Origin of the sequence: Paraniabella aurantiaca (assembly GCF_050309965.1) — a bacterium.
GTDB lineage: Bacteria > Bacteroidota > Bacteroidia > Chitinophagales > Chitinophagaceae > Niabella.
The window spans coordinates 2193590-2218039 of sequence record NZ_JBLOSY010000001.1 but is presented as its reverse complement, the minus strand read 5'-3'; the positions used below and the strand labels follow the sequence as shown (position 1 = coordinate 2218039).

The window sequence follows — 24450 nt, the reverse complement described above, 5'->3', positions numbered from 1 at the left end:
AAAATGAAAACGATGAAATTGATCAACAATAATCTATTCGTATTTGGCCTACTCCTATCCCTGTTTTCAGCATGCAGCGATAAAAAAGAGGTACTGATCCCTTTACCCAAAGACATCACTTTTAACGAGTTGTCGCTGGACCGGTTCAGCTATAAAATTTATGATGCACCATTTAAAGCAGGAACGGCATCCACCGGAACTATCACGGTAAATGCAGGAAAAAATGCTGACGGAAGTTTTAAAGGCTTTGCACTATCCAACAAAAACTGGAGGTCTTATCCATGGAACCTAAGCCCAGACTTTGCTCCACCCGGGCTTAGTGATGCTCAAAAGAAAGCATCGGTGGACTCCTGCATTTTTAGTGTATTTACCAATTACCCTAATAAAACCGAAAACTTCCTGGTAGCGGATACCCGAAACGGAGAAGCTTATATAACATTAGATCAGCCTGCAGTTGTAGAGCATATACTGGTAGCCAACACTACCTATAATCATCTCCTGGAAACTTTTGGGTCTAATTATTCCGGCACCCTGAATACTGCAACGCAGGAATATTCGCTAACAGGGACTAAAATCAGGAATATAAAAATCGCAAGCACTTCAACCGATTTATACGGCCGTTGGTATTTACCGGGACCGGATAATAAAAACCTCATCAGGCTGGAAGGTATAGAGCGACTAGCCCAGGCCGCACAAGGTGCCCAGGTGCGTAAGGGTTTTGTTAAGCTGATCGTTACCGGATCGAAAACCGGCACTGCTACGGGCAAGGTTGAGTTTTGGCTAGCCGTACGCCCGGGAATCGATCCCGCTAAAGCTGCCTGGAATGTCATTCTCGGCGACTGGTATACAGTGGACCTCAAAGGACTTGGCCAGGTAGATCGCCTGCAATTCGACATTGACTCTGACTACAAAGACACCAACGGGAAAGTGCTTGTACCAACTTATTTCTGCCTTGATGGTATCCGTATTCAGCAATAAAACAACGTGCAACATAATAAACAAAATAGGCCTATGCCTAAACCGCAAGATCATCCACTTATGATAATCACCGAAAACCATAACCGGGACCAGAACCGCTTTTTACCGTCAACAGGTGGAAGGCGGTTACTATCCCAATAACAGACCCTTCTGAAATGATCCGGATAATTCTTTACCTGCAACTATTAGTCTCAATTTTTATGATCACCTCATGTGCACAGGTTTACAAACCTTTGGTTTATGATGACGAGGTGAAACCTTCCGTAAATTTCCATATATGGTTAACAGAGCCGGACGTCGGAATTTATACCCCGTTTGCTTCCACTATAATCAACTATGAAAGAGTGCAACCCGATCCAGGGCATACCAACGGATCACCTTTTTTGCTCCGCTTAGAGTACCGGGTTCGCAATAATTTTGAAGCCAAACGAATTATAGAGCACTGGTCACATACAGGCAACCTTGTAAAAGTTCAATACCAGCCTTAAATTATAGTCATATAAACCTGTCAGATCATCTTTAGTTTCCACTTAAGTCTCAGCATAAATTTATATCTATTTTCCACCATCCGCGCTACTATTGAATGCTTTCACACAAGCTAACGAATGTTAAACATTCAGGAGAAAAGAGTAAGCGTTAGGCTAATGAAAATTTTCATGTAAGTTTGATGCCACAGAACCGGAACGCTGAGCGAAGCGTCGCCGAGTGTACCATTAGGTACGGGCGGGCGCCTGAAGGAACGGGCAGGTAAATATGCTGCTATATATTCTTCAGCCGGCTCACAAAAATTTGGCAAATGCAACAAGTAGATTTTTTAGTAATAGGAACGGGTATAGCAGGTCTTACTTATGCCTACAAAATGGCTGAAAAATATCCCGAAAAAAAAGTATTGGTAATTACCAAGGCTGCGGCCGATGAAACCAACACCAAATATGCGCAAGGCGGCGTGGCAGTAGTAAACGACCTCGAAAAAGATAGCTTTGAAAAACATATTGAAGACACATTGATAGCCGGGGATGGTTTATGCAATGAGAAAATAGTTGAAATTGTAGTGAAGGATGGTCCCGAACGAGTACAGGAATTGATTGACCTGGGTGCCAATTTCGACAAAGAATCGGATGGCGATTATAAGCTGGGAAAAGAAGGGGGGCATAGTGAGTTTCGCATTATCCATCATAAAGATATTACCGGCTGGGAAATGGAGCGCACTTTACTGGAAGCCGTTGCCCGCTTGAAAAATATTGAAATCATTAAGCATTGCTTTGTAGTTGATATCATTACACAGCATCACCTGGGATACCTTATCACCAAATCTACCCCTGATATTGAATGTTACGGTGTATATGCGCTCAACCTGCATACCAACGAAATAGAAACCATTCTGGCCAAAACCACTTACCTGTCAAGCGGAGGTAACGGACAGGTATACCGTACTACTACCAACCCTGCCATTGCAACGGGTGATGGAGTGGCCATGGTGTACAGGGCCAAGGGCCGGATTGAGAATATGGAATTTATCCAGTTCCATCCTACCGCATTGTTTGAGCCCGGGCTGAGAGGCCAGGCTTTTTTGATAACAGAAGCGGTTCGCGGCGATGGAGGTATACTTCGCAATAAAGACGGCGAAGCTTTTATGGAGCGTTATGATGAGCGCAAAGACCTGGCGCCCCGCGATATTGTAGCACGCGCTATCGACAACGAAATGAAAACCACCGGTACCGAACATGTTTGGCTGGATTGCCGGCATTTTGATACCGCCAAATTCGTTGAGCATTTTCCTAATATTTATGAAAAATGTAAAAGTGTAGGTATCGATATTTCAAAAGATATGATTCCCGTAGCGCCCGCAGCTCACTACAGCTGTGGCGGCATTAAGGTAGATGAATGGGGACAAACATCCATCAGGAACCTATACGCCGTAGGCGAATGCAGCAGCACCGGTTTACATGGCGCCAACCGGCTGGCTAGCAACTCGCTGCTGGAGGCAATGGTATTTGCGCACCGCTGCTTTGTACATGTTTCGCAAAAAGTAGATAACAACGATTTGCCTGAGCATCCTACTTTTAAGCTGAATATACCGGCTTGGAACGCACTGGGAACCAGCACACCGAGAGAATTAATCTTAATTACACAAAGCCTTAAAGAAATTCAGCAGGTAATGAGTGACTATGTAGGTATTGTGCGCAATAACATAAGGCTGCAGCGGGCCATACGGCGTATCGACCTGCTTTGGGAAGAAACGGAGCAATTGTATAAAACCAGCACGCTTTCGCCAAATATTTTGGAACTTCGCAACCTGATAACAGTTGGCTACCTGATTGTAAAAGGCTCCAGCTTCCGCAAAGAAAGCCGTGGACTCAATTATAATACGGATTATCCGCAGAAAAGCGAGCTGCTTCAGAATATTGTTTTATAAATAAGAAAGATAGTAATTAGTTTAGAGCGAACGGGGTATTGGCATTAAACGCTGAATAATCAGCCACGTCCCTATTCACTATTCACCATTCACTATCTACCATTAACTTTTCTCATGTATTATATCGTTTACGGCTTTTTATATCTTTTTTCTTTATTACCACTGAGGGTACTTTACTGGATCTCTGATTTTTTTTATTTTCTTGTATACTATGTAATTGGCTATAGAAAAGAAGTGGTGATGCACAATCTTCAGATTGCTTTTCCACAAAAAACAGTTAAAGAAAGAACAAGGATAGCCAAGAACTTCTATCATAAATTCATCGATTCGATGATTGAAACGATTAAGCTATTATCGGCGCCGGACTCATTTTTTGAAAAACGTTTTACCGGTAACTGGGAAGTTATTAATAAATATTATGCTGAAGGCCGTTCTGTACAACTACACCTGGGACATAATTTCAACTGGGAGTGGGGCAACGTATCATTGCTGATGCATAGCCAGTATAAATTCCTGGGCGTTTACATGCCGTTGGCCAATAAAACTTTTGATAGAATATTTAAAAAAATACGCTCGAGAAGCGGTACGGTTCTGCTAAGTGCTCATCACATGACCAGGGAATTTCTGCCGCACAGAAATACGCAATATTGCCTGGGTTTGGTGGCCGATCAGAGTCCGTCCAACATAGCCAAATCTGAGTGGTTTCATTTCTTTGATCGGAAAACCGCTTTTATTATGGGGCCGGCCAAAAATGCCGCCAAAAATAATACGGTTGTAATTTTTGCTTTTATAAACCGGCCTAAACGGGGTTACTATCACGTAACCTTCTCAGTGGCAGAGGAATTCCCGACTGCCGAAAGCGAAATTGCGCTAACGCACCAATTCGTTAATTACCTGGAAGCCGTGATCAAAGCCAATCCAGATATGTGGTTATGGAGCCACCGGAGATGGAAACACGCATGGAAGGAAGAATATGGTCCGGCAATTCAATAAAAAGTACTATATTTGCAGTCGCAGGTCTCATACGGCCAGCTCCTGTCGAAACTCCCCAGGGCCGGAAGGCAGCAAGGATAGACGGTTGTAGCGGCGCGATGTGAGTAGCCTGCTTTTTTTGTGCCCATCCTTTTCGTTTTAGCTTTATTATACTACTTTAGCATGTCTCAACAACAGTGTGCTGTTACGCGCAGTTTCAAAAAGCAACGCTGCCCGGGCAACACAATTACTACATATTTGATAGCTGGTATAAAAACAAAAAAATAAAATCATGAAATTTTTTATCGACACCGCGAATCTTGATCAGATCAGGGAAGCTAATGACATGGGTATTCTGGATGGGGTTACCACCAACCCGTCCTTAATGGCAAAAGAAGGCATTAAAGGCCATGATGCCATTATGAAGCATTATGTTGATATATGTGAAATCGTTGACGGCGATATTAGCGCCGAAGTGGTAAGCACCGATTTTAACGGTATTATTGAAGAAGGTAAAAAGCTGGCAGCACTGCATAAGAATATCATTGTAAAAGTGCCCATGATCAAAGAAGGCGTGAAAGCCATCAAATGGTTTACAGACAATGGTATTAAAACCAATTGCACCCTGGTATTCAGTGCAGGGCAGGCGATTTTGGCCGCCAAAGCCGGGGCCAAATATGTGTCTCCATTTATTGGCCGTATTGATGACAGTGGTTGGGACGGCGTACAATTGATTGAGCAAATTGCCCATATCTATAACGTACAGGGTTTCAAAACCGAAGTACTCGCAGCTTCTATCCGTAGCGCTAATCATATTATTCGCTGTGCTGAAGTAGGTGCTGATGTATGTACCTGCCCGCTGGAGCCGATCCTGGCATTATTAAAGCATCCGCTCACAGATATTGGCCTGGCTAAATTTTTAGACGACGCTAAGAAGTTTCAGTAATTTATAGTTGAAGAGTTGAGAAGTTGACAGGTTAACAAGGCGCAAGCTGTTACTTTTCAACTTTTCAACCTTTCCACTTTTCAACAATTTTAATTGAACATTTCATCCTTTATTGCCAACCGCATTGCATTCAACCGGAGCCGGTCGTTCTCAAGGTTTATCATCAGGCTTTCTATTGTTGCTACAGTAATTAGCGTTGCGGCAATGATCATTACGCTGGCCTTCGCTAATGGCTTCCAGAAAAAAGTAAGCGAGAAAGTGTTTAGCTTCTGGGGGCATGTACGTATTCAGGAAACACTCCCCTATTCTTCGCTGATCACTGAAGAAATACCCATTATTGCCAGTAATGAAACCCAAGACCGCATTCAAAAAACACCCAATGTAAAAGCAGTATATCCATTTGCTACGCGATACGCTATTCTTAAAACCAAAGACGAATTGCAGGGCATATTGGTAAAAGGACTGGATAAAACCTACGATTTTAATAACCTGAAAGAATTCATAGTAGAGGGCGCCCCGATTCGTTTCAATGACACCACCTATAGCCGGGACATTATGATATCAAAGAAAACGGCACAGGAACTTCACTTAAAGGTGAACGACCGGGTGTCGATTTATTTTATCCGGCCAGACGGTTCAAAAAGGCGCGACAAACTCACCATCAGCGGCATTTTTAAAACAGATATCGGCGACTTTGACAACTCTTTTGCAATAGGAGATATACAATTGATACGCAGGCTGAACAACTGGGAGCCCAACCAGATTGGCGGCTATGAAATAGTGTTACAAGACTTTAAAAAGACAGACTCTTCCATACACCAGATAGCTCAATTACCTGGCTTTGACGAAGACTGGAGTATACAAAATATCAAAGAGTATATACCTAATATTTTTGACTGGTTGAATATGCAGGACACTACCCGAAATGTACTGATTGGCATTATGATCGTTGTAGCAGTCATCAACCTGATCACCTGCCTGATCATCCTGGTGCTGGAGCGCATGCGTATGGTAGGTGTGCTCAAATCCATCGGTGCCACAGACTGGACGGTTCAGAAAATATTCCTGCGTCACAGCCTGATCATTGCACTCAGGGGCATTGTTACAGGCGCTATAATAGGCTTAGGCATTTTATATGCACAGGTAAAAACCGGTTTTATTAAACTGGATGAAGAAGCCTATTACATGGACAGGGCCGCGGTGCAGATCACTGCCTGGGAGGTAATAGCTATTTGCGGGGCAACTTTCCTGATCTGTATGTTGGTATTACTGATCCCTTCCTATATTGTACGAAAGATACAACCGGTTAAAGCCATCCAGTTCCGATAAAATAGGGATGAACCATTTTGCACCCGCTACTCAACCTCAACCATCAGCTATCAACCACTTATCATCTCAGGTGAGAGAGAATGATACCCGTTGCTACAGCTGCATTTAATGACTCAGCCGCACCCCGTTTCTCAATGGTTATCTTTTGTGTAACCCGGTTCATTACTTCGGGCCTTATCCCTTTCGATTCATTACCAATTACAACCAGGCCGTTGGAAATTGCAGCAATGTTTTTCAAAGGATTTCCATCCAGCGCGGCACCATAAAAAGCTACATCCTTATAGCCATCCATCCAGTTTTCAAGATCCGTATATAGTAGCTTTACCCTGAAAATACTTCCCATAGTAGATTGTACCACTTTAGGGTTATAGGCATCTGCACAATCTTTACTGCAAATAACCTGGTTCACCCCAAACCAGTCTGCGATCCTGATAATCGTACCCAGGTTTCCGGGGTCCTGGATACCGTCAAGCATAAGCCCCGGTTGATCTTTTTCAAATGTAAAATGTTCCACTCCCGGCAGGGCTACGATGGCGAGCACCTGGTTGGGCGTTTTGAGCTGTGATATTTTCTCCAGTTCAAAATCGGCTACTACCTCACAATCAATATTTTTACATAATTCCTCATTTAACTCCAGCCATTCTTTCAGGGCATACACCTTCCTTATCCCCAGCTGTGGAGCAACTAAAGCTTCTCCAACTATTTTAGGCCCTTCCACCAGGTAAACACCTTCTTCATCCCTGAATTTTTTTTGGCTTAAACTTTGAATATATTTGACCTCAGATTTATTAAGCATCCTTTTAATATAATTCATCCATTGAATAATAGCATTCAATCATACAAAAATATACATCTTCTTTTCTTACCCCTTATAATGGTATTTGTTTTTTCTTCATGTACACTATTTACAGTGGTGAGAAACGAGCCTCAAAACAAACCCTATATCTTTCAAACTTCTATCAACATAAAAGATAATGATCTGAAAAAAGACGAAAGATCAAGACTTGAAGGAGGGTTGTACGAACAATTAGACGACAGTATTGCTGCGAGGAAACTGGATAAAGTGTTCTGGGAAGTATTAAAGAACCCGCAGCCCCTCGATAGCGGACTGATCAGCAGATCGCTGGAGTTCATGAATAATTATATGGTTGCGGAGGGATACTTTCATGATTCCGTCAATTTTACCACAGAAGTAAAAAAAGTAGGAGACCAGCAAAGAGCGTTTATCCAATTTAACGTATGGCCCGGAAAGCCGACCCTTATTGACTCCCTGGGCTACGACTTACAAAATGATAGCCTGCAATACCTTACTGACAACAATCTGAAGGACGCGCTGATTAAAAAAGGAGACCGATTTGCACAGTCCCCTATTTCGCTGGAAATGGATCGCCTGGTGGAATTATATAGAAATAATGGCTATCTCCTTTTTACACGTAATAATCTTTATGCGCTCTGGGATACGCTGGATATTGAATTGCTGCAACCGGCGCTGGACCCTCTGGAACAGGTAAGCCAGATTCAAAAACTTCAGGAACGAAAAGAGAACCCTACAGCCAACCTGGAGATCAGGCAAAAACAACTAACAGACAGCATTAGCCTGCAAAAATACTATGTGGGTAATGTAACAGTATATCCTGATGTACGGGCCGACACTACCAAAGGGGCAGAAAAGGCCACCACGATCCGTAACGTGACCGTAGTACAGAGATCTGACAAATTCAAACCCAAAATATTCCCCCAGTATGTTTACTTAACCCGTGGCGAATTGTACCGCCAAAGCCGTTATATGCGTACCGTGAACCGGTTTAATAACCTGGGCACCTGGAGGTTGGTAGACATACAGCAAATTCCTCGCGAACGTACCGATACCGTAGATTTTGTAATGCGGCTGACACCGGCGCCCAAGTATAATTTCACGACCAACCTTGAGGGCAGTTTCAGCCAAAGCGTTATTAGCGGAAACTTCGTAGGCCTGGGACTTAATGTAGGGCTGCAAAACAGGAACTTTTTAAAAGGAGCGAACCAGCTTAATACCAATATACGCGAGGGTGTAGAATTAGGAGGGCTTAATTCAGGTCAGTTTATTCAAACGCGGCAGATCAGCTTAAGCAACTCTCTGATATTTCCCCGTTATGTTTTTCCTGGTATGAACAATTTCAGGCAGTCGTTCAGAGGTAATATACAATCGATACTAAGTTTAAATGCCGCTAATACCGAGAGAAGACTGTTGTTTAACCTGACCAGCTTCAATACCTCCTGGGGATATGAATTTGGCTGGCGCTCAAGGGAGTATGCCCTAACCAATCGTTCCTTTAACTTAGGTATTAAAATACCCAATATCGAGTATTCCTATATCAAGAAAAGAGACAGCCTTTTGTCGCTGATCAGGGAAAACCCATCGATACAAAATCTGTTTTCCGACGGTTTAATCACCTCTGTGATCACTAACTTTTCTATGCCCTGGAACAGTGCCAATAAAAGAAGCATTAATGTTTTAAGAATGAACCTGGAAGCCTCGGGCCTGCTTACCGGAATGGTGCGTAATAGCTTTATCGATGAGCAGCTATACCGCTTTGTTAAGCTGGATGCGGAATACGCGAAACTTTTAAAACTATCTCAAAAAACGGGGCTGGTCGTAAGAGGTTTTGCCGGCGTAGGTTATGAGCTGGATGCTACCGCTAACCCCTTAAAGCGATCACAATTACCTTTTTTCAAACAGTACTACAGTGGGGGGCCTAACAGCATGCGTGCCTGGCAGTTACGCCGCCTGGGGCCAGGTTCTACTATCAAGTATTACGAGAACGACGAATCTATCGAAAACGAATTTATAGTACCTGACCGGTTTGGAGATGTGCAGTTAGAGGCTAATATCGAATACAGGTTGCCACTTTTTAACATAGCCGGCCTTCCCATTAATGGCGCTGTTTTTACCGATATCGGAAACATCTGGTACCTTAAAAAAGAAGCCGGGTCGCCCGAAGAGCGGTTTAAATTATCGCGCCTTGGCAAGGACATTGCCATTGGCTCGGGCGCAGGTATCAGGGCCGATTTCAGCTTTTTTGTCATTCGCCTTGACTATGCCTATAAAGTAAAAGATCCTAGTCCCGATGGCCGGTTTGCGGATTACCAGAACAAGTTTTTTGCCTATCCTTTCTTTAAAGGCAGCCAACTACAGATAGGTATCGGCTATCCCTTTATATTCTGATTTTATTTCTTTTCAAAAAACCAGGGTAGACGCCTGCGTCTTTTTATTTTATAGTTAGTAGTAATATATTTACTGATATGATCCATTGCCTCATCAATATCATCCGTCAATAATACCAGGTCAAGGTCTTCCGGAGAGATGGTTCCCTTCTCTGCCATATCCTCGATCGCTACCATCAGGTCGGCATAAAATTCTTTTCCGAAGATTACAATAGGAAACTGTGCAATTGTTTTGGTTTGTATAAGCGTTAAGGTTTCGAAAAACTCATCCATAGTACCAAAGCCACCTGGCATGATAATAAAAGCATAGCTGTATTTGATCAACAGGGTCTTTCTTATAAAGAAATGATCGAAGGTTACCGCCTTGGTCAGGTATTTATTGTAATGCTGCTCAAACGGCAGCCTGATATTACAACCTATTGATGCGCCACCTGCCTCGAAAGCACCCCGATTGGCAGCCTCCATAATGCCAGGTCCGCCGCCAGTCATGGTAGTGAAGCCGGTACCGGCTATTCTGGCTCCAAACTCTACCGCTTTTTTATAGTAAACATGATTTTCTTTAAACCGGGCGGAGCCAAATACCGTGACACAAGGTCCTACAAAATGCAGGGTTCTCATTCCCTTTAAAAACTCCCAGGCTACCTTGAAAAGAAACACAAATTCATATCCCCTGCTTTTAGGCCCTTCTAAATACACGTGTTCTTTAGCTGGTATAATGGGGTCTGCAATTTTCTCGGCAATTTTCTCTTTTTCTTTCATCTTTTTCGAATCGTTTTTCTATACGCTATTCACATTGTATCTGGCGAATATAAATTTAAAAATCATAAACAAGCAACATCTTATTTTTGCCTGTTATATACTTTAAGTAAATTTTATGCGTATTATCAGCTACAATGTAAACGGGATAAGGGCCGCTGTAAAAAAAGGTTTGTTGGATTGGATGCAGACAGATCCTGCAGATATTATTTGCCTGCAGGAAACAAAGGCAGAAAAAGACAATGTAGATTGCACGCCCTTTAACGAATTAGGCTACCACGACTACTGGTTTTCGGCACAAAAGAAAGGCTACAGCGGTGTTGCCGTTTTTACCAAAATAAAACCAGACAATGTGGTGTACGGCACCGGACACCAGGTAAGCGATGATGAAGGCCGCGTTATTCAGCTGGATTTTGGAGATACCCGGTTGATCAATGCCTACTTCCCTTCCGGCACCAGCGGTGATCTGAGACAGGCATTCAAATATATGTGGCTGGACGAGTTCTTTGTCTACCTAAACGATCTGAAAAGAACACACCCCAAACTTATAATCTGCGGCGACTACAATATTGCGCATAAAGAAATAGACATACACGATCCCAAGGGCAATAAGAAGTCCTCGGGTTTTCTACCAGAGGAAAGAGCCTGGATGGATAAATTTGTTGCAGAAGGATACAACGATACCTTCCGTCTTATTCACCCCGACGCAGCTCACCGGTACAGTTGGTGGAGTCAGCGCTTTCCCAGCGTACGTCTCAACAATAAGGGATGGCGCATAGACTATATCACGGTTACCGATCCGCTTAAGAACAAGGTTTCTGACGCAGAGATATTCCCGGATGTAAAACATAGTGATCATTGCCCGATTTACGTTAAACTGGATTTGTAATGGAAAACAATACTGCACTTATATACAATATAACCAATAAGGTATCGCATCATATACACCGCGAATGGCTGGCCTGGATGCAATCACATCATATTCCGGCTGTTTTGGCTACAGGGTGCTTTTTAAAAGCAGTTTTACTGAGGCTAAAAGGTGTTGACGATGAGGAAGGACCTACCTACGCTGTTCAATACCATGCGGCCAGCGAGGCCGATTATGAGCGCTACTTATCTGATTTCTCAACTGATCTTCGCCAGGAAAGCCTTGATCAATGGGGAGATCAGTTCATCGCATTTCGTACCGTTATGGAAGTTGTGAATTGAATGTGAATAAGATTTTATTTGCTGTTTGCCGATTCAAAAAAAAATGTATATTTAGCTATAACCCTTTACAGGTCTGCATTTCAGCGCAACACGGCTGAAACCCTTTGCTGTAGCGGGTTCTGGCAAACGCATACTCAACACGATCTTTTTCAAAGGACATTCAATACTGCGCAAATCCTTACCACACCTGCATTGTAGCGAATTAGTAAATTCTTAATTATAACAAAATATTTTGTTGGTATGAATGAAAAGCCTCTAAATTTGTTGCCAGTTAAAACTCATTAAAATATCAACTATGAACAAAGCAGAATTAATTGAAAAGCTTGCAAAAGACGCTGGCATCACTAAAACTCAGGCTAATGCCGCTTTAGACTCTTTCACAGAGGCGGTAACAAAAACCCTGAAAAAAGGCGACAAAGTAACTTTGGTTGGCTTTGGTACTTTTTCTGTTACAAAAAGGGCTGCCCGTAACGGACGTAACCCTCAAACAGGCGCTGTTATCAAAATTAAAGCTAAAAAAGTGGCTCGCTTTAAAGCAGGTAAAGAGCTTTCTTCTAAAATCTAACAGTAGCAAATCAAACTCTTATAATGCTCCCGCCAACGCGGGGGCATTTTTTGTGGCCGATATAGCCTTTTTTTTGTACGTTTGCAAAAATTTTTTAATTATGGGAAGAGGCGATAAAAAAACCGCAAAGGGAAAACGTTTTAAAGGGTCATACGGCAAAAGCCGCCCTGCAATTTCTCCTGAGGTAAAGAAGAAATTAGCGGCCAAGAAAGAAGTTGCAGCTAACTAATTTGATACTTTAGGGACGAAAAAATTATACAACAGGAACCAAAAGGTTCCTGTTTTTATTTAAACAAACACAATAACTCCTGGGTTTTGATCTCACTATCAGCCTCTTCCAGGGTTTTATGGAGCCTGGTTAACTCGCCGGGAGTTAATATCAGGCTCACGTCCTGCGAAGGAGTCGCGATTATAATGATTTTCGAGTCCTGGTTTACATTGGAGTACGATTGCAGTACTTTATACTTTACTTGTTTGCAGAAGATGTAGAAATCAGCTTCATTTAAAGTAAGCATTGTTGAAATAAAAGCTACCTGGTAGTGACCACACTGTTTGCAGCGCACTACGTAACCTTCTTCGCCATAATAGAGAGACTGAAAATCACAGGCCATATAAATAGTTTTTAAGAAACAAAATTTGCATTTGTTCCTTACTATTACATGCCATATCGGGAATTTAATTTTACGAGATCGGGAATTTTATGGCTAGTTGAACAGTTGACTGGTTTACAAGTTAACAGGGGCCATTTATAAAAATGATATTCGTTCTTACAACTTAAAATATTGCCAGCTTTAGCATTGCGCGTGAATAAACACTTTTAAAAGGAATAATATGATGATGAAACCGTAGGTTATAGACCACCAATAGAAGCCGCAGTTGCCACAACGAAGAATTGAACATCATCCTACACAACTGCTTTACCTGGAAAGCTAGCCCTTATCAACCTATAAACTTATCAACTCTTCAACCTGGCTACACCCATCAGGGCGATAGTCTTTCTATTTTCCAATCTCCGTTCACTTGCAATGTATAAAGCAAACGGTCGTGGAGGCGATTAGGCCTTCCCTGCCAGAACTCAATACGATGAGGCTGAACAATATAACCACCCCAATAGTCAGGCTTCCCGATAGTTTTACCCGCATCCACCTCCGATTGTAAGCTATTAAGCTTTTCAATAAGCAGGTTCCTGTCAGGCAAAACCTGGCTTTGCCGTGAAGCCCAGGCGCCCAGCTGGCTACCCACCGGCCTTGAGAAGAAATAAGTTTCGCTGTCTTCTTTTGAAATCTTTGCAACAGAACCGGTGATCCTCACCTGCCGTTCCAGTTCCTTCCAGAAAAACACCAGGCAAGCTTTTGGATTTTGTGCCAGCTCCTGCCCCTTCTTACTCTCGTAATTAGTAAAAAAAGTAAATCCTTTAGAAGAAAAATCCTTTAGCAATACAATCCGGGCATCTGGTAAACCATCAGCCGATGCAGTAGCAAGGGTCATTGCATTCACCTCCGTTAACTCGGCATGCATAGCCTCATTCCACCATTGTTGAAACTGGTCAATAGCATCAGGAAGCGCATCGGCTTCCAACAAGCTCTTAAGCGAATACTGTATACGGATATCTGCGATAGACATAGTAAGTAAATTTAAATTATGAAGACTGTAAGGAATAATTAAAATTCACTCAAGCTTCACAAATTAAAAATGATCCTCCTCCTGGAAAGGCCTGATTATAATCAATTCCACGCCCTCACAGCTATTAGCTGATCAGGGTACCTACATCTTCGCCTAAGGCTACTCTGGCAAGATTGCCGGGACTGTTCATGTCGAAAACAATGATCGGAAGGTTATTTTCCATGCAAAGAGTGAACGCTGTCATATCCATGATACGCAGGTTATTGGTCAGACACTCCTGGTAGGAAACCGTTTTATAGCGGGTAGCAGTGGGATCTTTCTCGGGGTCTGCAGTGTATACCCCATCCACACGTGTACCTTTCAAAATCACATCTGCTTTTATTTCGATAGCTCTTAAAGAGCCTGCAGTATCTGTTGTAAAATAAGGATTACCCGTGCCGGCACCAAAAATCACCACACGATCCTTTTCGAGGTGCCTGATGGCCCTGCGACGGATATAAGGTTCGGCTATCTGCTCCATATTAATGGCACTTTGCAAACGGGTAAACATGCCCGCCTTCTCAAGTCCTGCCTGTAATGCCATCCCATTAATAACGGTGGCCAACATTCCCATGTAATCACCATGTGCACGCTCAATACCGGTTTGAGCTTCGTTCATTCCGCGATAAATATTACCGCCGCCTATAACAATAGCAACCTGCACACCCAAATCAACAACAGACTTGATTTCTTTGGCATATTGCGTTATCACATCCGCATCCATACCGAAATTCTTATTTCCCATTAAAGACTCTCCGGAAAGTTTTAACAGAATCCTTTTGTATTTAGGCTGCATCTCTTTTATTTTTTAGTTAATTGTTCAAAATTGCCCGGCGAAGATAGGAAACAGTTAAAAAGTTTATAAGTTTATCATTCAAAAGTTTTAGAATGAAGAGCCAACCAGACGCAGTCATTTATTGTTGATCTGTTTAAGGATTAAATTCAGACTTACCCGGAATACAACGCAGCCCCGGCTCAGCAATGGTTGTATATCGGCAAGGTTGTTGAGCGTTTCAATACAGAGATTATTGGTAAAGAGCTATTCAGTTAAACAATTAAAATAGTAAAGGATGAAAAGAAAATTAGGCAGCAGTGATATTTCGGTTACCCCCATTACAATGGGAGCATGGGCTATCGGCGGCTTTATGTGGGGAGGCAACGAGGAAAAAGACTCCATTGCCGCCATTCAGGCTTATATAGATAATGGCGTTACTTCAATAGATACGGCTCCCATTTATGGTTTCGGATACAGTGAGGAGCTGGTAGGTAAAGCCATTAAAAGCTACGATCGCAGCAAGATTGAAATACTAACCAAGTTTGGAATGGTTTGGGATATCGAGAAAGGAGATTTTGCGTTTGAAGGCAAAAACAATGAAGGCGAGTTAAAGAAGATATATCGTTACGGAGGCTACGACCGCACGATCAGCGATGTGGAGCTTAGCCTGAAAAGATTACAAACCGATTATATTGACCTGATACAACTGCACTGGCCCGACACTACTACCCCAATTGACGAAACCATGCGGGCGATGGAGCAACTATTACAGGACGGTAAAGTAAGAGCTGTTGGAGTATGTAATTACAACGCAGCACAATTGGAAGAAGCAGAAAAAACGGTAAAACTGGCCGGTAACCAGGTCCCTTACAGTATGCTGAAACGGGACATTGAAGCTGAAGTTGTTCCTTATGCATTGAAAAACGATTTATCCATTATTGCGTATAGCCCAATGGAACGCGGACTGCTTACCGGGAAATATGAAAACATGTCGGCTTTAGCTGCAGATGACCACCGGAATAATTACTTTAAAAAATTCGACTTCGCAGCGGTAAAGACATTGACCGATCACCTGGCTGATTTGTCAACAAAATACAATGCCACTACAGCGCAGCTGGTGCTGGCATGGACCTATCATCAGCCATCTGTTGCCACTGCCCTGGCAGGCGCACGCAATGCGCAACAGGCTGAAGAAAATTCAAGAGCATTGCATATAACCATCAGTGCAGAAGACCTGAACCTGATTGACGGATGGCTCAACAACAAATTTGCACTTTAATTACAGGAACAATAACCCGAAAGTCTGACTTGCCGGACTTTCCGGTTGAATAACTAAATTAGATACATGAATACGATTTGCTTTGGTGAAATTCTATGGGATATATTGCCTCAGGAAAAAGTTCCGGGCGGAGCTCCCATGAATGTTTGCTACCATTTAAACCAATTGGGGCAGGCAGCGGCCATTATTTCAAAAACGGGGAAAGACGAAAATGGAAAGGGTTTGCTGGAGTTTTTAGAGCAACATCAGGTGGATATTTCGTTAGTGCAGAAAGATGAGCAGCATGCCACAGGTACCGTAATCGCCACGCAGAAAGGTAACGAAATGGAGTATGATATTGTACAGCCCGTAGCCTGGGATTTTATAGATGTAACAGAGCAGTTGCTCAAAAAGGTTTCTCAGGCTTCGTATTTTGTTTGCGGCAGCCTGGCCGCCAGGAGCCAACATTCCCGGAACACCCTCTATCGCCTGCTGGAAGCGGCAAACACGAAAGTCATTGATATCAATCTTCGCCCTCCCCATTACCAAAAGGATACTTTAGATCACCTCTTAAAACAAGCTGATATTTTAAAACTCAACGACCATGAATTGGCGTTAATTGCTGGTTGGTACATTAGTGAAACGGAGTTCGAAAAACAGGTAGCTTTTCTAAGTGATCACTTCTCTATACCAACAATCATAATAACAAAAGGTGCCAATGGCGCAGCACTTTACTATAACAATACATTCTATTACCATAATGGTTACAAAGTAACTGTTGCAGATACTATTGGTAGCGGCGATGCTTTCCTGGCCGGATTCTTATCAAAACATATTGAAAACAACCAGCCGGAAACATCTCTTGATTTTGCCTGTAAGCTTGGAGCCTTTGTTGCCTCGCAAAAAGGAGCATGTCCGCCTTATGATGTGAGAGAGGTTGAGGAAGTTAATTAGTTGACTGGTTGACAAGTTAACTGGTTGATAAGGTCAGGTACTTTGTCAACAAAGGCAACTCATCAATACATAAAATTTGCACTAAGAGGCTATGTTCCGGCCCCGGCGGATACTATGTCTCCTTAAAACTCCAAACATGAATATCGAAGCATTTAAAAATACATTGAATAACCCTGAGCCCCCATCTCATTTTTCAGATCTTCAACAAGGCCTCTGGTATGCGGCTAAGGGCGACTGGGACGCAGCGCATAACATAGCACAAGAGCATGAAGGAACAAAAGACTTTGACCACCTACACGCCCATTTGCATCGGGTAGAAGGCGATGACTGGAATGCCGGTTATTGGTACAGGAGAGCCGGGGTTTCCCTATCAACAAAATCGCTAAGTGAAGAGCTGGATGAGTTGATATTGCAATGGAGCTGATTCCAGCCAGGCTTCTTAGCAATAAAAAAGCGCCTCATTACTGAAGCGCTTTTAAAATATATCCTCAAGGTTTTTATTAACCTAAAGCTACTCTCTTGAATTCTAAAACTTTCACACCGTTTTCTTTCAGGTAGTCTCCAACGGATTTGCCGGCGTCTTTTACGAAAGCCTGTGCAGTTAAGGTTTGCTCTTTAAAGAACGCACCTAATTTACCTTCAGCGATCTTAGCAATCATTTCTTCAGGCTTGCCGGCCATCTTAGGATCTTCTTTCATGATATCCATGATAACCGCCTTCTCACGGGCTACTACATCAGCAGGAACGCTGTCAGCATCTACCGCAACAGGGCTTAACGCAGCAACCTGCATCGCTACATCTTTACCAGCTTCAGCAGCTTCCTTATCTAAAGCAACCAATACACCAATACGGTTAGCACCGTGGATGTAAGATGCTACATAAGGAGCCGTTACTTTTTCAAACTTAGTGATACCGATTTTTTCACCGATTGCAGCCAGCTTATCGTTGATCAATTCAGCAATTTTAGTTCCGTTTACAGAAACTTCGTTCAACTCTTCAGCAGAGTTCACATTGTTTTCGATAGCCGCGTCAGCAATGCTTTTTACGAATGCAATGAAATCTTCATTTTTAGAAACGAAATCTGTTTCGCAGCTTACACATACAACGATACCTGTTGTATTATCCGCTGTAGTTTGCGCGATTACCACACCTTCTTTTGCTTCACGATCACTACGTTTTGCAGCCACTTTCTGGCCTTGCTTACGCAACCAGTCGATAGCTGCTTCAAAATCACCATTTGTTTCTGTAAGTGCTTTACGACAATCTAACATACCCGCACCGGTAGCCTGGCGCAGCTTATTAATATCCTGTGCTGTAATTGTTACTGTAGACATATTTTTTGTTTAAAGTTCAAGGTTGATTGTTTGACGTTTCAAACATAAACCGAAAACGTTTTAAGTAATCTTATTTTATTATTAAGCCGGCAAGGGAATATTTAACGGTAAAACGTCCTCGCCTGTTGGCAATAAAAAAGTTCATAGTTCATGGTTCATAGCTATGAACAATCAACCATGAACTATCAACTTTATACGAGTTATCTTCTTGGAGCTCCGCTTCTCGCGCCGCCACCACCACCAGTGGTTCTCCTGCGCTGACCGCCTTGTCCCTGACCTTGTCCGCCACCACGTCCGCCGCGTCCACGACCAGCTTCTGCTTCCGCTTCAGCCTGTATTTTCGCAGCTTGCTTTTCATTCTCGTCAGAGAAGTTATCTTCTACATCTTCATCTTTAGCAGCTTGTCTTTCAGCTAAACCTTCCTCGATTGCAGCAGTGATATAATTTACTACGATCGCGATAGATTTTGTAGCATCGTCGTTTGCAGGAATTGCAAAGTCAACTTTATTAGGATCGCAATTGGTATCCACCACACCAAAAGTGCTGATGCCAAGGCGTTTTGACTCAGCCAATGCAATATGCTCATGACCGATATCAACAATGAATAAAGCAGCAGGTACACGACCCAGTTGAGCGATACCACCTAATACTTTTTCCATTTTTTCTTTATCACGCGTTAAAGTAAGGCGCTCTTTTTTAGTGATACTGTCGAAAGAACCGTCAGCCAGCATTTTTTCGATGCTCTGCATTTTCTTAACGCTCTTACGTACAGTATTAAAGTTAGTCAACATACCACCTAACCAACGCTCAGTAACATAAGGCATGCCTACTTTCTGTGCGCATTCTGTAACGATATCTTTTGCTTGTTTTTTAGTACCAACAAACAATATTTTTTTACCGCTGCGTGCAATTTGTTTCATCGCAGCTGCAGTTTCCTGCAGGCACTCAACAGTTTTGTTCAGATCAATAATGTGGATACCTTTTTTCTCAGCAAAAATGTAAGGTAACATTTTGGGATTCCATTTCTTTTTTAAGTGACCGAAATGTACACCCGCTTCCAGAAGCTGCTGTTGTAATGATGTATTATTATTTTCCATTTAAAGTATAAGTTTAAAGTTTGAAGTAAAAAGTTTAAAGTTTGCCTAAGGATGCTAACCTTAAACTTTAAACACTTAAACAAATTAACGTTTAGAGAACTGGTAGCTCTTTCTTGCTTTTTTATGACCAAATTTCTTACGCTCAACCGAACGTGGATCACGTTTCAGTAAACCGGCAGCTTTTAAAGCAGGACGGTATTCAGCATTGATATCTACCAATGCACGGGAAATACCCAGCATTGCAGCTTCAGCCTGTCCTTTTACACCACCACCGGCAGCGTTGATTTTGATATCAAACTTATCTGTGGCTTCAATTGTTTTTAAAGGACGCTCAACCTGGTTTTGAAGATACACCAGTGAAAAATAATTTTTATAGTCTTTATCGTTTACAGTGATGGCACCAGTACCCCTGCTGATGAAAATACGGGTAACTGCTTCTTTACGGCGACCAACTGCATTTTTTTGTTTTTCCATTTATTTGAAGATTTTAGTAGTTAGTAATTAGTAATTAGATATTAGACATAGTTGGATTCGCATCTAAATACTAAGGCGCTAAATACTTTGTACTAATTAAAATTTAAGTTCTTTAGGTTGCTGTGCAGTGTGGGGATGGTTACCACCAGCGTATACAAATAATTTTTTGTACATTTTACGACCTAAACGGTTTTTAGGTAGCATACCTTTTACCGCTCTTTCGATAATTACTTCAGGGCGACGCTTTTGTAAGTCGGTAGCCAGTTCTTCTTTACGGCCACCCGGATATCCACTGAAAGTATCGTACACTTTCTGATCCAGTTTTTTACCGCTTAATTTAACTTTCTCACAGTTGGTAACGATGATGTAATCGCCAGTGTCAACGTGTGGAGTGTAAGACGCCTTGTGTTTACCGCGTAAAATAGCGGCAATACGGGAACACATACGACCTACGGTTTGATTAGTACCGTCTACAACGTACCAGTTACGCTGCACAGTAGCCTCGTTCGCGTGCTTCGTGGTGAAATGTTGTTTGCTCATTTTTTTAAAATTCTATTTGTTATAAAAAACCGGGCTATCCCCCGGCCCCTCCCGACAAAACCGGAATTGGGAGTGCAAAAGTAGGCAGTATAGTACAAGAAAGGAACAAAAAAAGGCGTTATTTTTTACAGCACCTTTACAAATAATTGATTTTCAATAAAATTTTTGACACCTATTTTTAGTTCATTCGCTATAACCCCGGTCGCAAAGGCTCTCTAGTCGTCAATTTTCTTAAGGAGGAGGCAAATAAACAGGAAACATAGTATGATTCGTGGGCATCAGACTGTTAGAAAGAGATGATGCATTTTTGCATCTTGCAGGGTTAAACATTTATGTATCTGTGCCTAAATTGGCCTGCCAATAATTAGGCATATCTTTATAGTATGAGCGGCGCATATAAATTATTACCTCATTATACTTATAATGAATGGAAACTCTGGGAGGGCAAATGGGAACTGATCGATGGCATCCCTTATGCCATGAGCCCTTCACCCTTGCCCAGGCACCAAAAAGTGGCCGCTGAATTAAGATATGAGTTTACATCGGCGCTGAAGAAGAGCAAGTGTGATAAATGCAACGCGTATGATCCCTTGGATTATAAAATAACCGACGACACCATTTTAATACCTGACATATTGATTGTATGTGATGAAATTAAAAAACCCTACCTCGACTTCGCCCCTTCACTGGTAGTAGAGATTTTATCGCCCTCCACCGCCCTGAAAGATCGCAATACCAAGTATCAGTTGTACGAGCAACAACAAATTAAGTACTACCTGATTATTGACACCGACACCCGCGAGATAGAGATTTATGAGCTTAAAGACGACAAATATGTATTGCAGCCTTTTAGTACTCCATTTGCTTTTGAGCTTGCAGCCGATTGTAATATTGTAGCGGAACTAGGGAATATATTTTCGTAAGCGATCCCCAAACATTAAACTAAGCACAGCAGAATACTTTCAGCCGCAGCTATTCTTATTCGTTTCTATAAATATTAATCATTACTGCAGTGACGCTATTGCTATCTTGATTTTAAAAAGATCCATTGAGTAGTAGTTCTGTAGCGGAGGAGCTACCAGGCCCGGAATTACTGCATTCTAACATTTGCCTTAAGCAACTGACATATACAGTTTAAGCATGAAAAAGGTGCCGTTGTAACGACACCTATCTGAAAAAAGCCTATTTCAATAAAATTGATCCCCTAGTTTCTTAGAACAGAATACCTCCAGTTCCCCCCATTATTTACGCTTAAAGTAACCGTATAAGTGCCTGCCGAAGCAACCGAAATATTGGAGCCGTTCATCTCCAACATACCATCCGGTCCATCATCTCCCAGGTTAATGTCCCAGCCATCATTAGCCCGGAACTTAATTGCACCGGCAGTTAAAGGCAGCGTAATCGACCATTTTTGAGTGGTGGCATCATAAGTCATATCCTTGTCCACATCCCATGACCCCGTAGCATCACCAATTAGACCAAAGCTGGTGATCTTTGTAGCGGACCAGCTCATTGCGGTTGTATTCACTTTAAAAAGATAAACGCCTCCCGACGCCAGGCTAAAGTTACTGCCATTCCCGATGGTGGTGGCGTCTACCATGCCATAATCACCGGCGCTCCAATCATTACCTTTTACTATTTTAAATTCAGGAGTGTTGTTGCCAAAGTCTATAAATCCTGCATACTCTGAATAAGGTCCTCCTACCGGTGTCATTGCAACCAGCTGCGGTGCAGTGGCCGGCGACCATCCCTGGAAATTGCCCGCTACATTTAATGCCTGTGGATAAACATATTTGATCAAGCGACTAACAGAAAAATCATTTATATATTCCGATACCTGGGTCCAGGTGCCCGATGTAGCTGCAACAGTCCATTTTAAAACCGGATTTACGCTAAAATCGCCATATCCATATTTTACAAGAGAGTCATTAAATTGCTTATGGCTAATAGATAGTAATGTATCAGTACCCGTATTATTGGAGGCCACAGAAAATAATGTGCTGCCGTCCGGCTTCGTAAATGCTACTTTATATTTTATCGCAGCGCCTCCATTTGCCGGGTTAGATTTTGTCCAGTTAAATTTCAACAGGTCTGTAGTAGAAGACGGAGACAGCTCTATTGAAGAAGTAGATGAGGCCGGACCTAACAAGAAAAAGGGAGAAGCACCATCTTTCATGCGATACACTATTAAAGTATGGGCGTTATTGGGCAATACCGTTACATCACCGTTATCTGCTACTACACTCCACAACAATTCAGCACGGGCGCCGGCAGCTATACCGCTGTTCTTTAATGCATCATCAATTTGCTGATAGCTAACTGCTGCAGTGGTGGCTGTACCCTGACTCTCCGAAGCTATAGAAAGAATGGGGCTGGAAAAATTATTAACCGATTTTAATGTGGCAACTAATTTATAAGTAATGGGAGCATTCACTCCTTTTTTAGCAGCACCCCAGCTAAATGACACCACTTTATTGGTAGTAGCAGCATTTAGAACAATTGAGTCTGGACTGCTGGGCGTTACCAGCCTGAATGATGTAGCATCTATACCTTCCCCGGTAGATTTAATCTCCGCCAGTTCAACTTTTTTACATCCTTGCAGAATTAGAAAAGTTGAAATAATAAATAGTATATTAAAGAATTTCATAAGTCTGGTTTAATACGTTAATGTTGAAAAATCATAGGTTGCCCAATCGCTAAACACTGTTGTTGTATTTCCCGGAATCTTTCCACCAAAGCGATACTTTATACGTGTTATTGAGTTTAAATAAGCACTGCCAAATACTATCGATGGCAGAAAAGAATAGCTATAGTTTGTACCAGACCTGGAAACCGAAGAGAAACTTTTAGTAGTGTTCACCTGAGTTTCAGTAACATTATTGCCTGATATCAAAACATTATAAGCAGCTACCTCTACCACATCAACCTGCATCCTTTGGGAGTTAATGCTTGAGGCTAAGGACTGATTGAAGTTAATAGTTACAACATCTTCTTTAGCGACCTTAGGTGGAAAAACTCTAAACTGCGTTTCATTAAATACAGCCGGGTCAGGACGAAGACTTAAGTCCCTGGACTGTGCAGATCCATCCTTTGTTTTAACAAGAAAACCGATTTCAACAATATTGGCGACAGACTCTGCAAAAAAAGTGGTTGGCCTTAACCCAAACTCCCATTTATTGTTTCCCAAGCTTTTCATTTTCAACGTTTCGTTTGAAGAAGTCCAGGAGCCGTTACCGCCTACTACACCATTAGGTGATCCTTGTGATACCGGGTTTGGCGGGTTATTTAGAAAAGCCCAGATATACAAGGGTGCTTTTCCCTCCAATGTACTACCCGTAACATCCATTGTTATAGTAATAGAATCCTTTGCTTTAAAAGAGCCTGGAGAAACAGTAAAGGTTTGGGCATTTGAATTGATTACTATCCCAAATGATAATAACATTACTAAAATGCATATATTTTTCCTCATGATCGTCTATTATGATTTTGTCAAGAAATAGGTGTAAGCAATAACAGAAACCCCGTCCAGTTTTTTCAATATTTTAAACTGCAGTTCTTTCGTTTTAAGAAGCACCAGTGAACCCAGCGGCAACTCAAATGTTGAAGCAGCACCTTTAATGGTTAATGTAGTAGGGGAATTAGGATCATCCAGTTCCCAACTACCCGCCGATAAGGGCAAGAAGAAGGGTGCAGTTCCGGCACTACTGGTAAAAGTCCCCCCTGTGTCGGAAGCTTTCACCAGCTTTAATGTACTGGTAGTAAAAGGTGCCGTATTGGTTACATCTAGCTCTTTATAAGGAAAATTAGATTCAATGGCATCTAAATCGCTCAAGATAACTTTAGTAACTTTCCAATCACCTTCCAGTTCTAAAGTCTTATTTGATATTTCGTTTACCGGCTTGTATGCTTCTTTTTTACATGCTGCCGCCAACAACAAAATAAAAGAAGCTGTGAATAAAAAAATATTTTTCAATTTCATAT

Annotated in this window: 27 protein-coding genes and 1 other RNA gene; 16 read left to right on the top strand and 12 right to left on the bottom strand. The window is 42.2% G+C overall.

Annotated elements, in window-relative coordinates:
- The first annotated feature begins 3 nt into the window (after positions 1–3).
- The 7 genes from ACLOAU_RS09705 (at position 4) to ACLOAU_RS09675 (ending at position 6641) form a co-directional block, all read left to right on the top strand.
- On the top strand, positions 4–978 hold the full coding sequence (locus ACLOAU_RS09705; protein ID WP_427861668.1) for a DUF4465 domain-containing protein: 975 nt from the start codon (positions 4–6) through the stop codon (positions 976–978).
- 155 nt (positions 979–1133) lie between these two features.
- Entirely contained in the window at positions 1134–1466 is a 333-nt protein-coding gene (locus ACLOAU_RS09700) for a hypothetical protein (protein WP_427861667.1), read from the top strand.
- Between the two features lie 308 nt (positions 1467–1774).
- Positions 1775–3394, top strand: coding sequence for an L-aspartate oxidase (nadB, locus tag ACLOAU_RS09695; RefSeq protein WP_427861666.1), 1620 nt, complete (start codon positions 1775–1777; stop codon positions 3392–3394).
- Between the two features lie 51 nt (positions 3395–3445).
- The gene (locus ACLOAU_RS09690; RefSeq protein WP_427862685.1) at positions 3446–4387 is read left to right on the top strand and encodes a lysophospholipid acyltransferase family protein; all 942 of its coding nucleotides are present in this window, start codon (positions 3446–3448) and stop codon (positions 4385–4387) included.
- 18 nt (positions 4388–4405) lie between these two features.
- Positions 4406–4505, top strand: an RNA gene (ffs, locus tag ACLOAU_RS09685) — signal recognition particle sRNA small type.
- 153 nt (positions 4506–4658) lie between these two features.
- Positions 4659–5312 (top strand): fructose-6-phosphate aldolase, encoded by a 654-nt coding sequence (gene fsa / locus ACLOAU_RS09680; protein ID WP_427861665.1) that lies wholly within the window; start codon positions 4659–4661, stop codon positions 5310–5312.
- 93 nt (positions 5313–5405) lie between these two features.
- Positions 5406–6641, top strand: a complete 1236-nt coding sequence (locus tag ACLOAU_RS09675) for an ABC transporter permease (protein ID WP_427861664.1) — start codon at positions 5406–5408, stop codon at positions 6639–6641.
- Positions 6642–6702: 61 nt separating this feature from the next.
- On the opposite strand, the gene ACLOAU_RS09670 is transcribed toward ACLOAU_RS09675, so the two are convergent.
- Positions 6703–7437: a TrmH family RNA methyltransferase gene (locus ACLOAU_RS09670; protein ID WP_427861663.1), complete on the bottom strand. Its 735-nt coding sequence runs from the start codon at positions 7435–7437 to the stop codon at positions 6703–6705.
- 78 nt (positions 7438–7515) lie between these two features.
- On the opposite strand from ACLOAU_RS09670, the gene tamL reads away from it, so the two are divergent.
- Positions 7516–9846, top strand: coding sequence for a translocation and assembly module lipoprotein TamL (gene tamL, locus ACLOAU_RS09665; RefSeq protein ID WP_427861662.1), 2331 nt, complete (start codon positions 7516–7518; stop codon positions 9844–9846).
- 2 nt (positions 9847–9848) lie between these two features.
- Here tamL and ACLOAU_RS09660 read toward each other — a convergent pair whose 3' ends face one another.
- Entirely contained in the window at positions 9849–10604 is a 756-nt protein-coding gene (locus ACLOAU_RS09660) for an LOG family protein (protein WP_427861661.1), read from the bottom strand.
- Positions 10605–10719: 115 nt separating this feature from the next.
- Here ACLOAU_RS09660 and ACLOAU_RS09655 point away from each other — a divergent pair, with 115 nt between their 5' ends.
- The 4 genes from ACLOAU_RS09655 (at position 10720) to ACLOAU_RS09640 (ending at position 12604) form a co-directional block, all read left to right on the top strand.
- Positions 10720–11490 (top strand): exodeoxyribonuclease III, encoded by a 771-nt coding sequence (locus ACLOAU_RS09655; protein WP_427861660.1) that lies wholly within the window; start codon positions 10720–10722, stop codon positions 11488–11490.
- Complete coding sequence (locus ACLOAU_RS09650) at positions 11490–11810, top strand: DUF4286 family protein (protein WP_427861659.1); 321 nt, start codon at positions 11490–11492, stop codon at positions 11808–11810. The genes ACLOAU_RS09655 and ACLOAU_RS09650 overlap by 1 nt, the downstream gene beginning before the upstream one ends.
- Positions 11811–12105: 295 nt before the next feature.
- Complete coding sequence (locus ACLOAU_RS09645) at positions 12106–12375, top strand: HU family DNA-binding protein (RefSeq protein ID WP_427861658.1); 270 nt, start codon at positions 12106–12108, stop codon at positions 12373–12375.
- Between the two features lie 100 nt (positions 12376–12475).
- Positions 12476–12604 (top strand): 30S ribosomal protein THX, encoded by a 129-nt coding sequence (locus ACLOAU_RS09640; RefSeq protein ID WP_114789740.1) that lies wholly within the window; start codon positions 12476–12478, stop codon positions 12602–12604.
- A gap of 55 nt (positions 12605–12659) precedes the next feature.
- Here ACLOAU_RS09640 and ACLOAU_RS09635 read toward each other — a convergent pair whose 3' ends face one another.
- The 3 genes from ACLOAU_RS09635 to pyrH form a co-directional block, all read right to left on the bottom strand.
- Positions 12660–12986 carry a DUF6686 family protein gene (locus ACLOAU_RS09635; protein WP_427861657.1) on the bottom strand — a complete coding sequence of 109 codons (327 nt, stop codon included), beginning with the start codon at positions 12984–12986 and terminating at the stop codon, positions 12660–12662.
- Positions 12987–13356: 370 nt separating this feature from the next.
- Complete coding sequence (pdxH, locus tag ACLOAU_RS09630; RefSeq protein ID WP_427861656.1) at positions 13357–13998, bottom strand: pyridoxamine 5'-phosphate oxidase; 642 nt, start codon at positions 13996–13998, stop codon at positions 13357–13359.
- Positions 13999–14122: 124 nt separating this feature from the next.
- The gene (gene pyrH, locus ACLOAU_RS09625; RefSeq protein ID WP_427861655.1) at positions 14123–14833 is read right to left on the bottom strand and encodes a UMP kinase; all 711 of its coding nucleotides are present in this window, start codon (positions 14831–14833) and stop codon (positions 14123–14125) included.
- A 274-nt stretch (positions 14834–15107) separates the two neighbouring features.
- Here pyrH and ACLOAU_RS09620 point away from each other — a divergent pair, with 274 nt between their 5' ends.
- The 3 genes from ACLOAU_RS09620 (at position 15108) to ACLOAU_RS09610 (ending at position 17448) form a co-directional block, all read left to right on the top strand.
- The gene (locus tag ACLOAU_RS09620; RefSeq protein WP_427861654.1) at positions 15108–16091 is read left to right on the top strand and encodes an aldo/keto reductase; all 984 of its coding nucleotides are present in this window, start codon (positions 15108–15110) and stop codon (positions 16089–16091) included.
- Positions 16092–16157: 66 nt separating this feature from the next.
- Positions 16158–17024, top strand: coding sequence for a carbohydrate kinase family protein (locus ACLOAU_RS09615; RefSeq protein WP_427861653.1), 867 nt, complete (start codon positions 16158–16160; stop codon positions 17022–17024).
- Positions 17025–17160: 136 nt separating this feature from the next.
- Positions 17161–17448, top strand: a complete 288-nt coding sequence (locus ACLOAU_RS09610) for a hypothetical protein (RefSeq protein ID WP_427861652.1) — start codon at positions 17161–17163, stop codon at positions 17446–17448.
- Between the two features lie 76 nt (positions 17449–17524).
- Here the strand turns inward: ACLOAU_RS09610 and tsf are convergent, their stop codons facing one another.
- The 4 genes from tsf to rplM form a co-directional block, all read right to left on the bottom strand.
- Positions 17525–18358: a translation elongation factor Ts gene (gene tsf, locus ACLOAU_RS09605; protein WP_427861651.1), complete on the bottom strand. Its 834-nt coding sequence runs from the start codon at positions 18356–18358 to the stop codon at positions 17525–17527.
- 200 nt (positions 18359–18558) lie between these two features.
- On the bottom strand, positions 18559–19455 hold the full coding sequence (gene rpsB / locus ACLOAU_RS09600; protein WP_427861650.1) for a 30S ribosomal protein S2: 897 nt from the start codon (positions 19453–19455) through the stop codon (positions 18559–18561).
- Positions 19456–19539: 84 nt separating this feature from the next.
- Entirely contained in the window at positions 19540–19929 is a 390-nt protein-coding gene (gene rpsI, locus ACLOAU_RS09595) for a 30S ribosomal protein S9 (protein ID WP_427861649.1), read from the bottom strand.
- Positions 19930–20025: 96 nt separating this feature from the next.
- Positions 20026–20469: a 50S ribosomal protein L13 gene (gene rplM / locus ACLOAU_RS09590; RefSeq protein WP_427861648.1), complete on the bottom strand. Its 444-nt coding sequence runs from the start codon at positions 20467–20469 to the stop codon at positions 20026–20028.
- A gap of 383 nt (positions 20470–20852) precedes the next feature.
- Between rplM and ACLOAU_RS09585 the strand changes: the two genes are divergently transcribed.
- Positions 20853–21392 carry a Uma2 family endonuclease gene (locus tag ACLOAU_RS09585; protein ID WP_427861647.1) on the top strand — a complete coding sequence of 180 codons (540 nt, stop codon included), beginning with the start codon at positions 20853–20855 and terminating at the stop codon, positions 21390–21392.
- A 281-nt stretch (positions 21393–21673) separates the two neighbouring features.
- On the opposite strand, the gene ACLOAU_RS09580 is transcribed toward ACLOAU_RS09585, so the two are convergent.
- From ACLOAU_RS09580 to ACLOAU_RS09570, 3 genes are read right to left on the bottom strand one after another with little or no spacing between them, the layout of a single operon-like run.
- Positions 21674–23116, bottom strand: a complete 1443-nt coding sequence (locus tag ACLOAU_RS09580) for a SusE domain-containing protein (RefSeq protein WP_427861646.1) — start codon at positions 23114–23116, stop codon at positions 21674–21676.
- Between the two features lie 9 nt (positions 23117–23125).
- Positions 23126–23938, bottom strand: coding sequence for a hypothetical protein (locus tag ACLOAU_RS09575; RefSeq protein ID WP_427861645.1), 813 nt, complete (start codon positions 23936–23938; stop codon positions 23126–23128).
- A 9-nt stretch (positions 23939–23947) separates the two neighbouring features.
- Complete coding sequence (locus ACLOAU_RS09570; RefSeq protein ID WP_427861644.1) at positions 23948–24448, bottom strand: DUF5004 domain-containing protein; 501 nt, start codon at positions 24446–24448, stop codon at positions 23948–23950.
- Positions 24449–24450 lie beyond the last annotated feature (2 nt).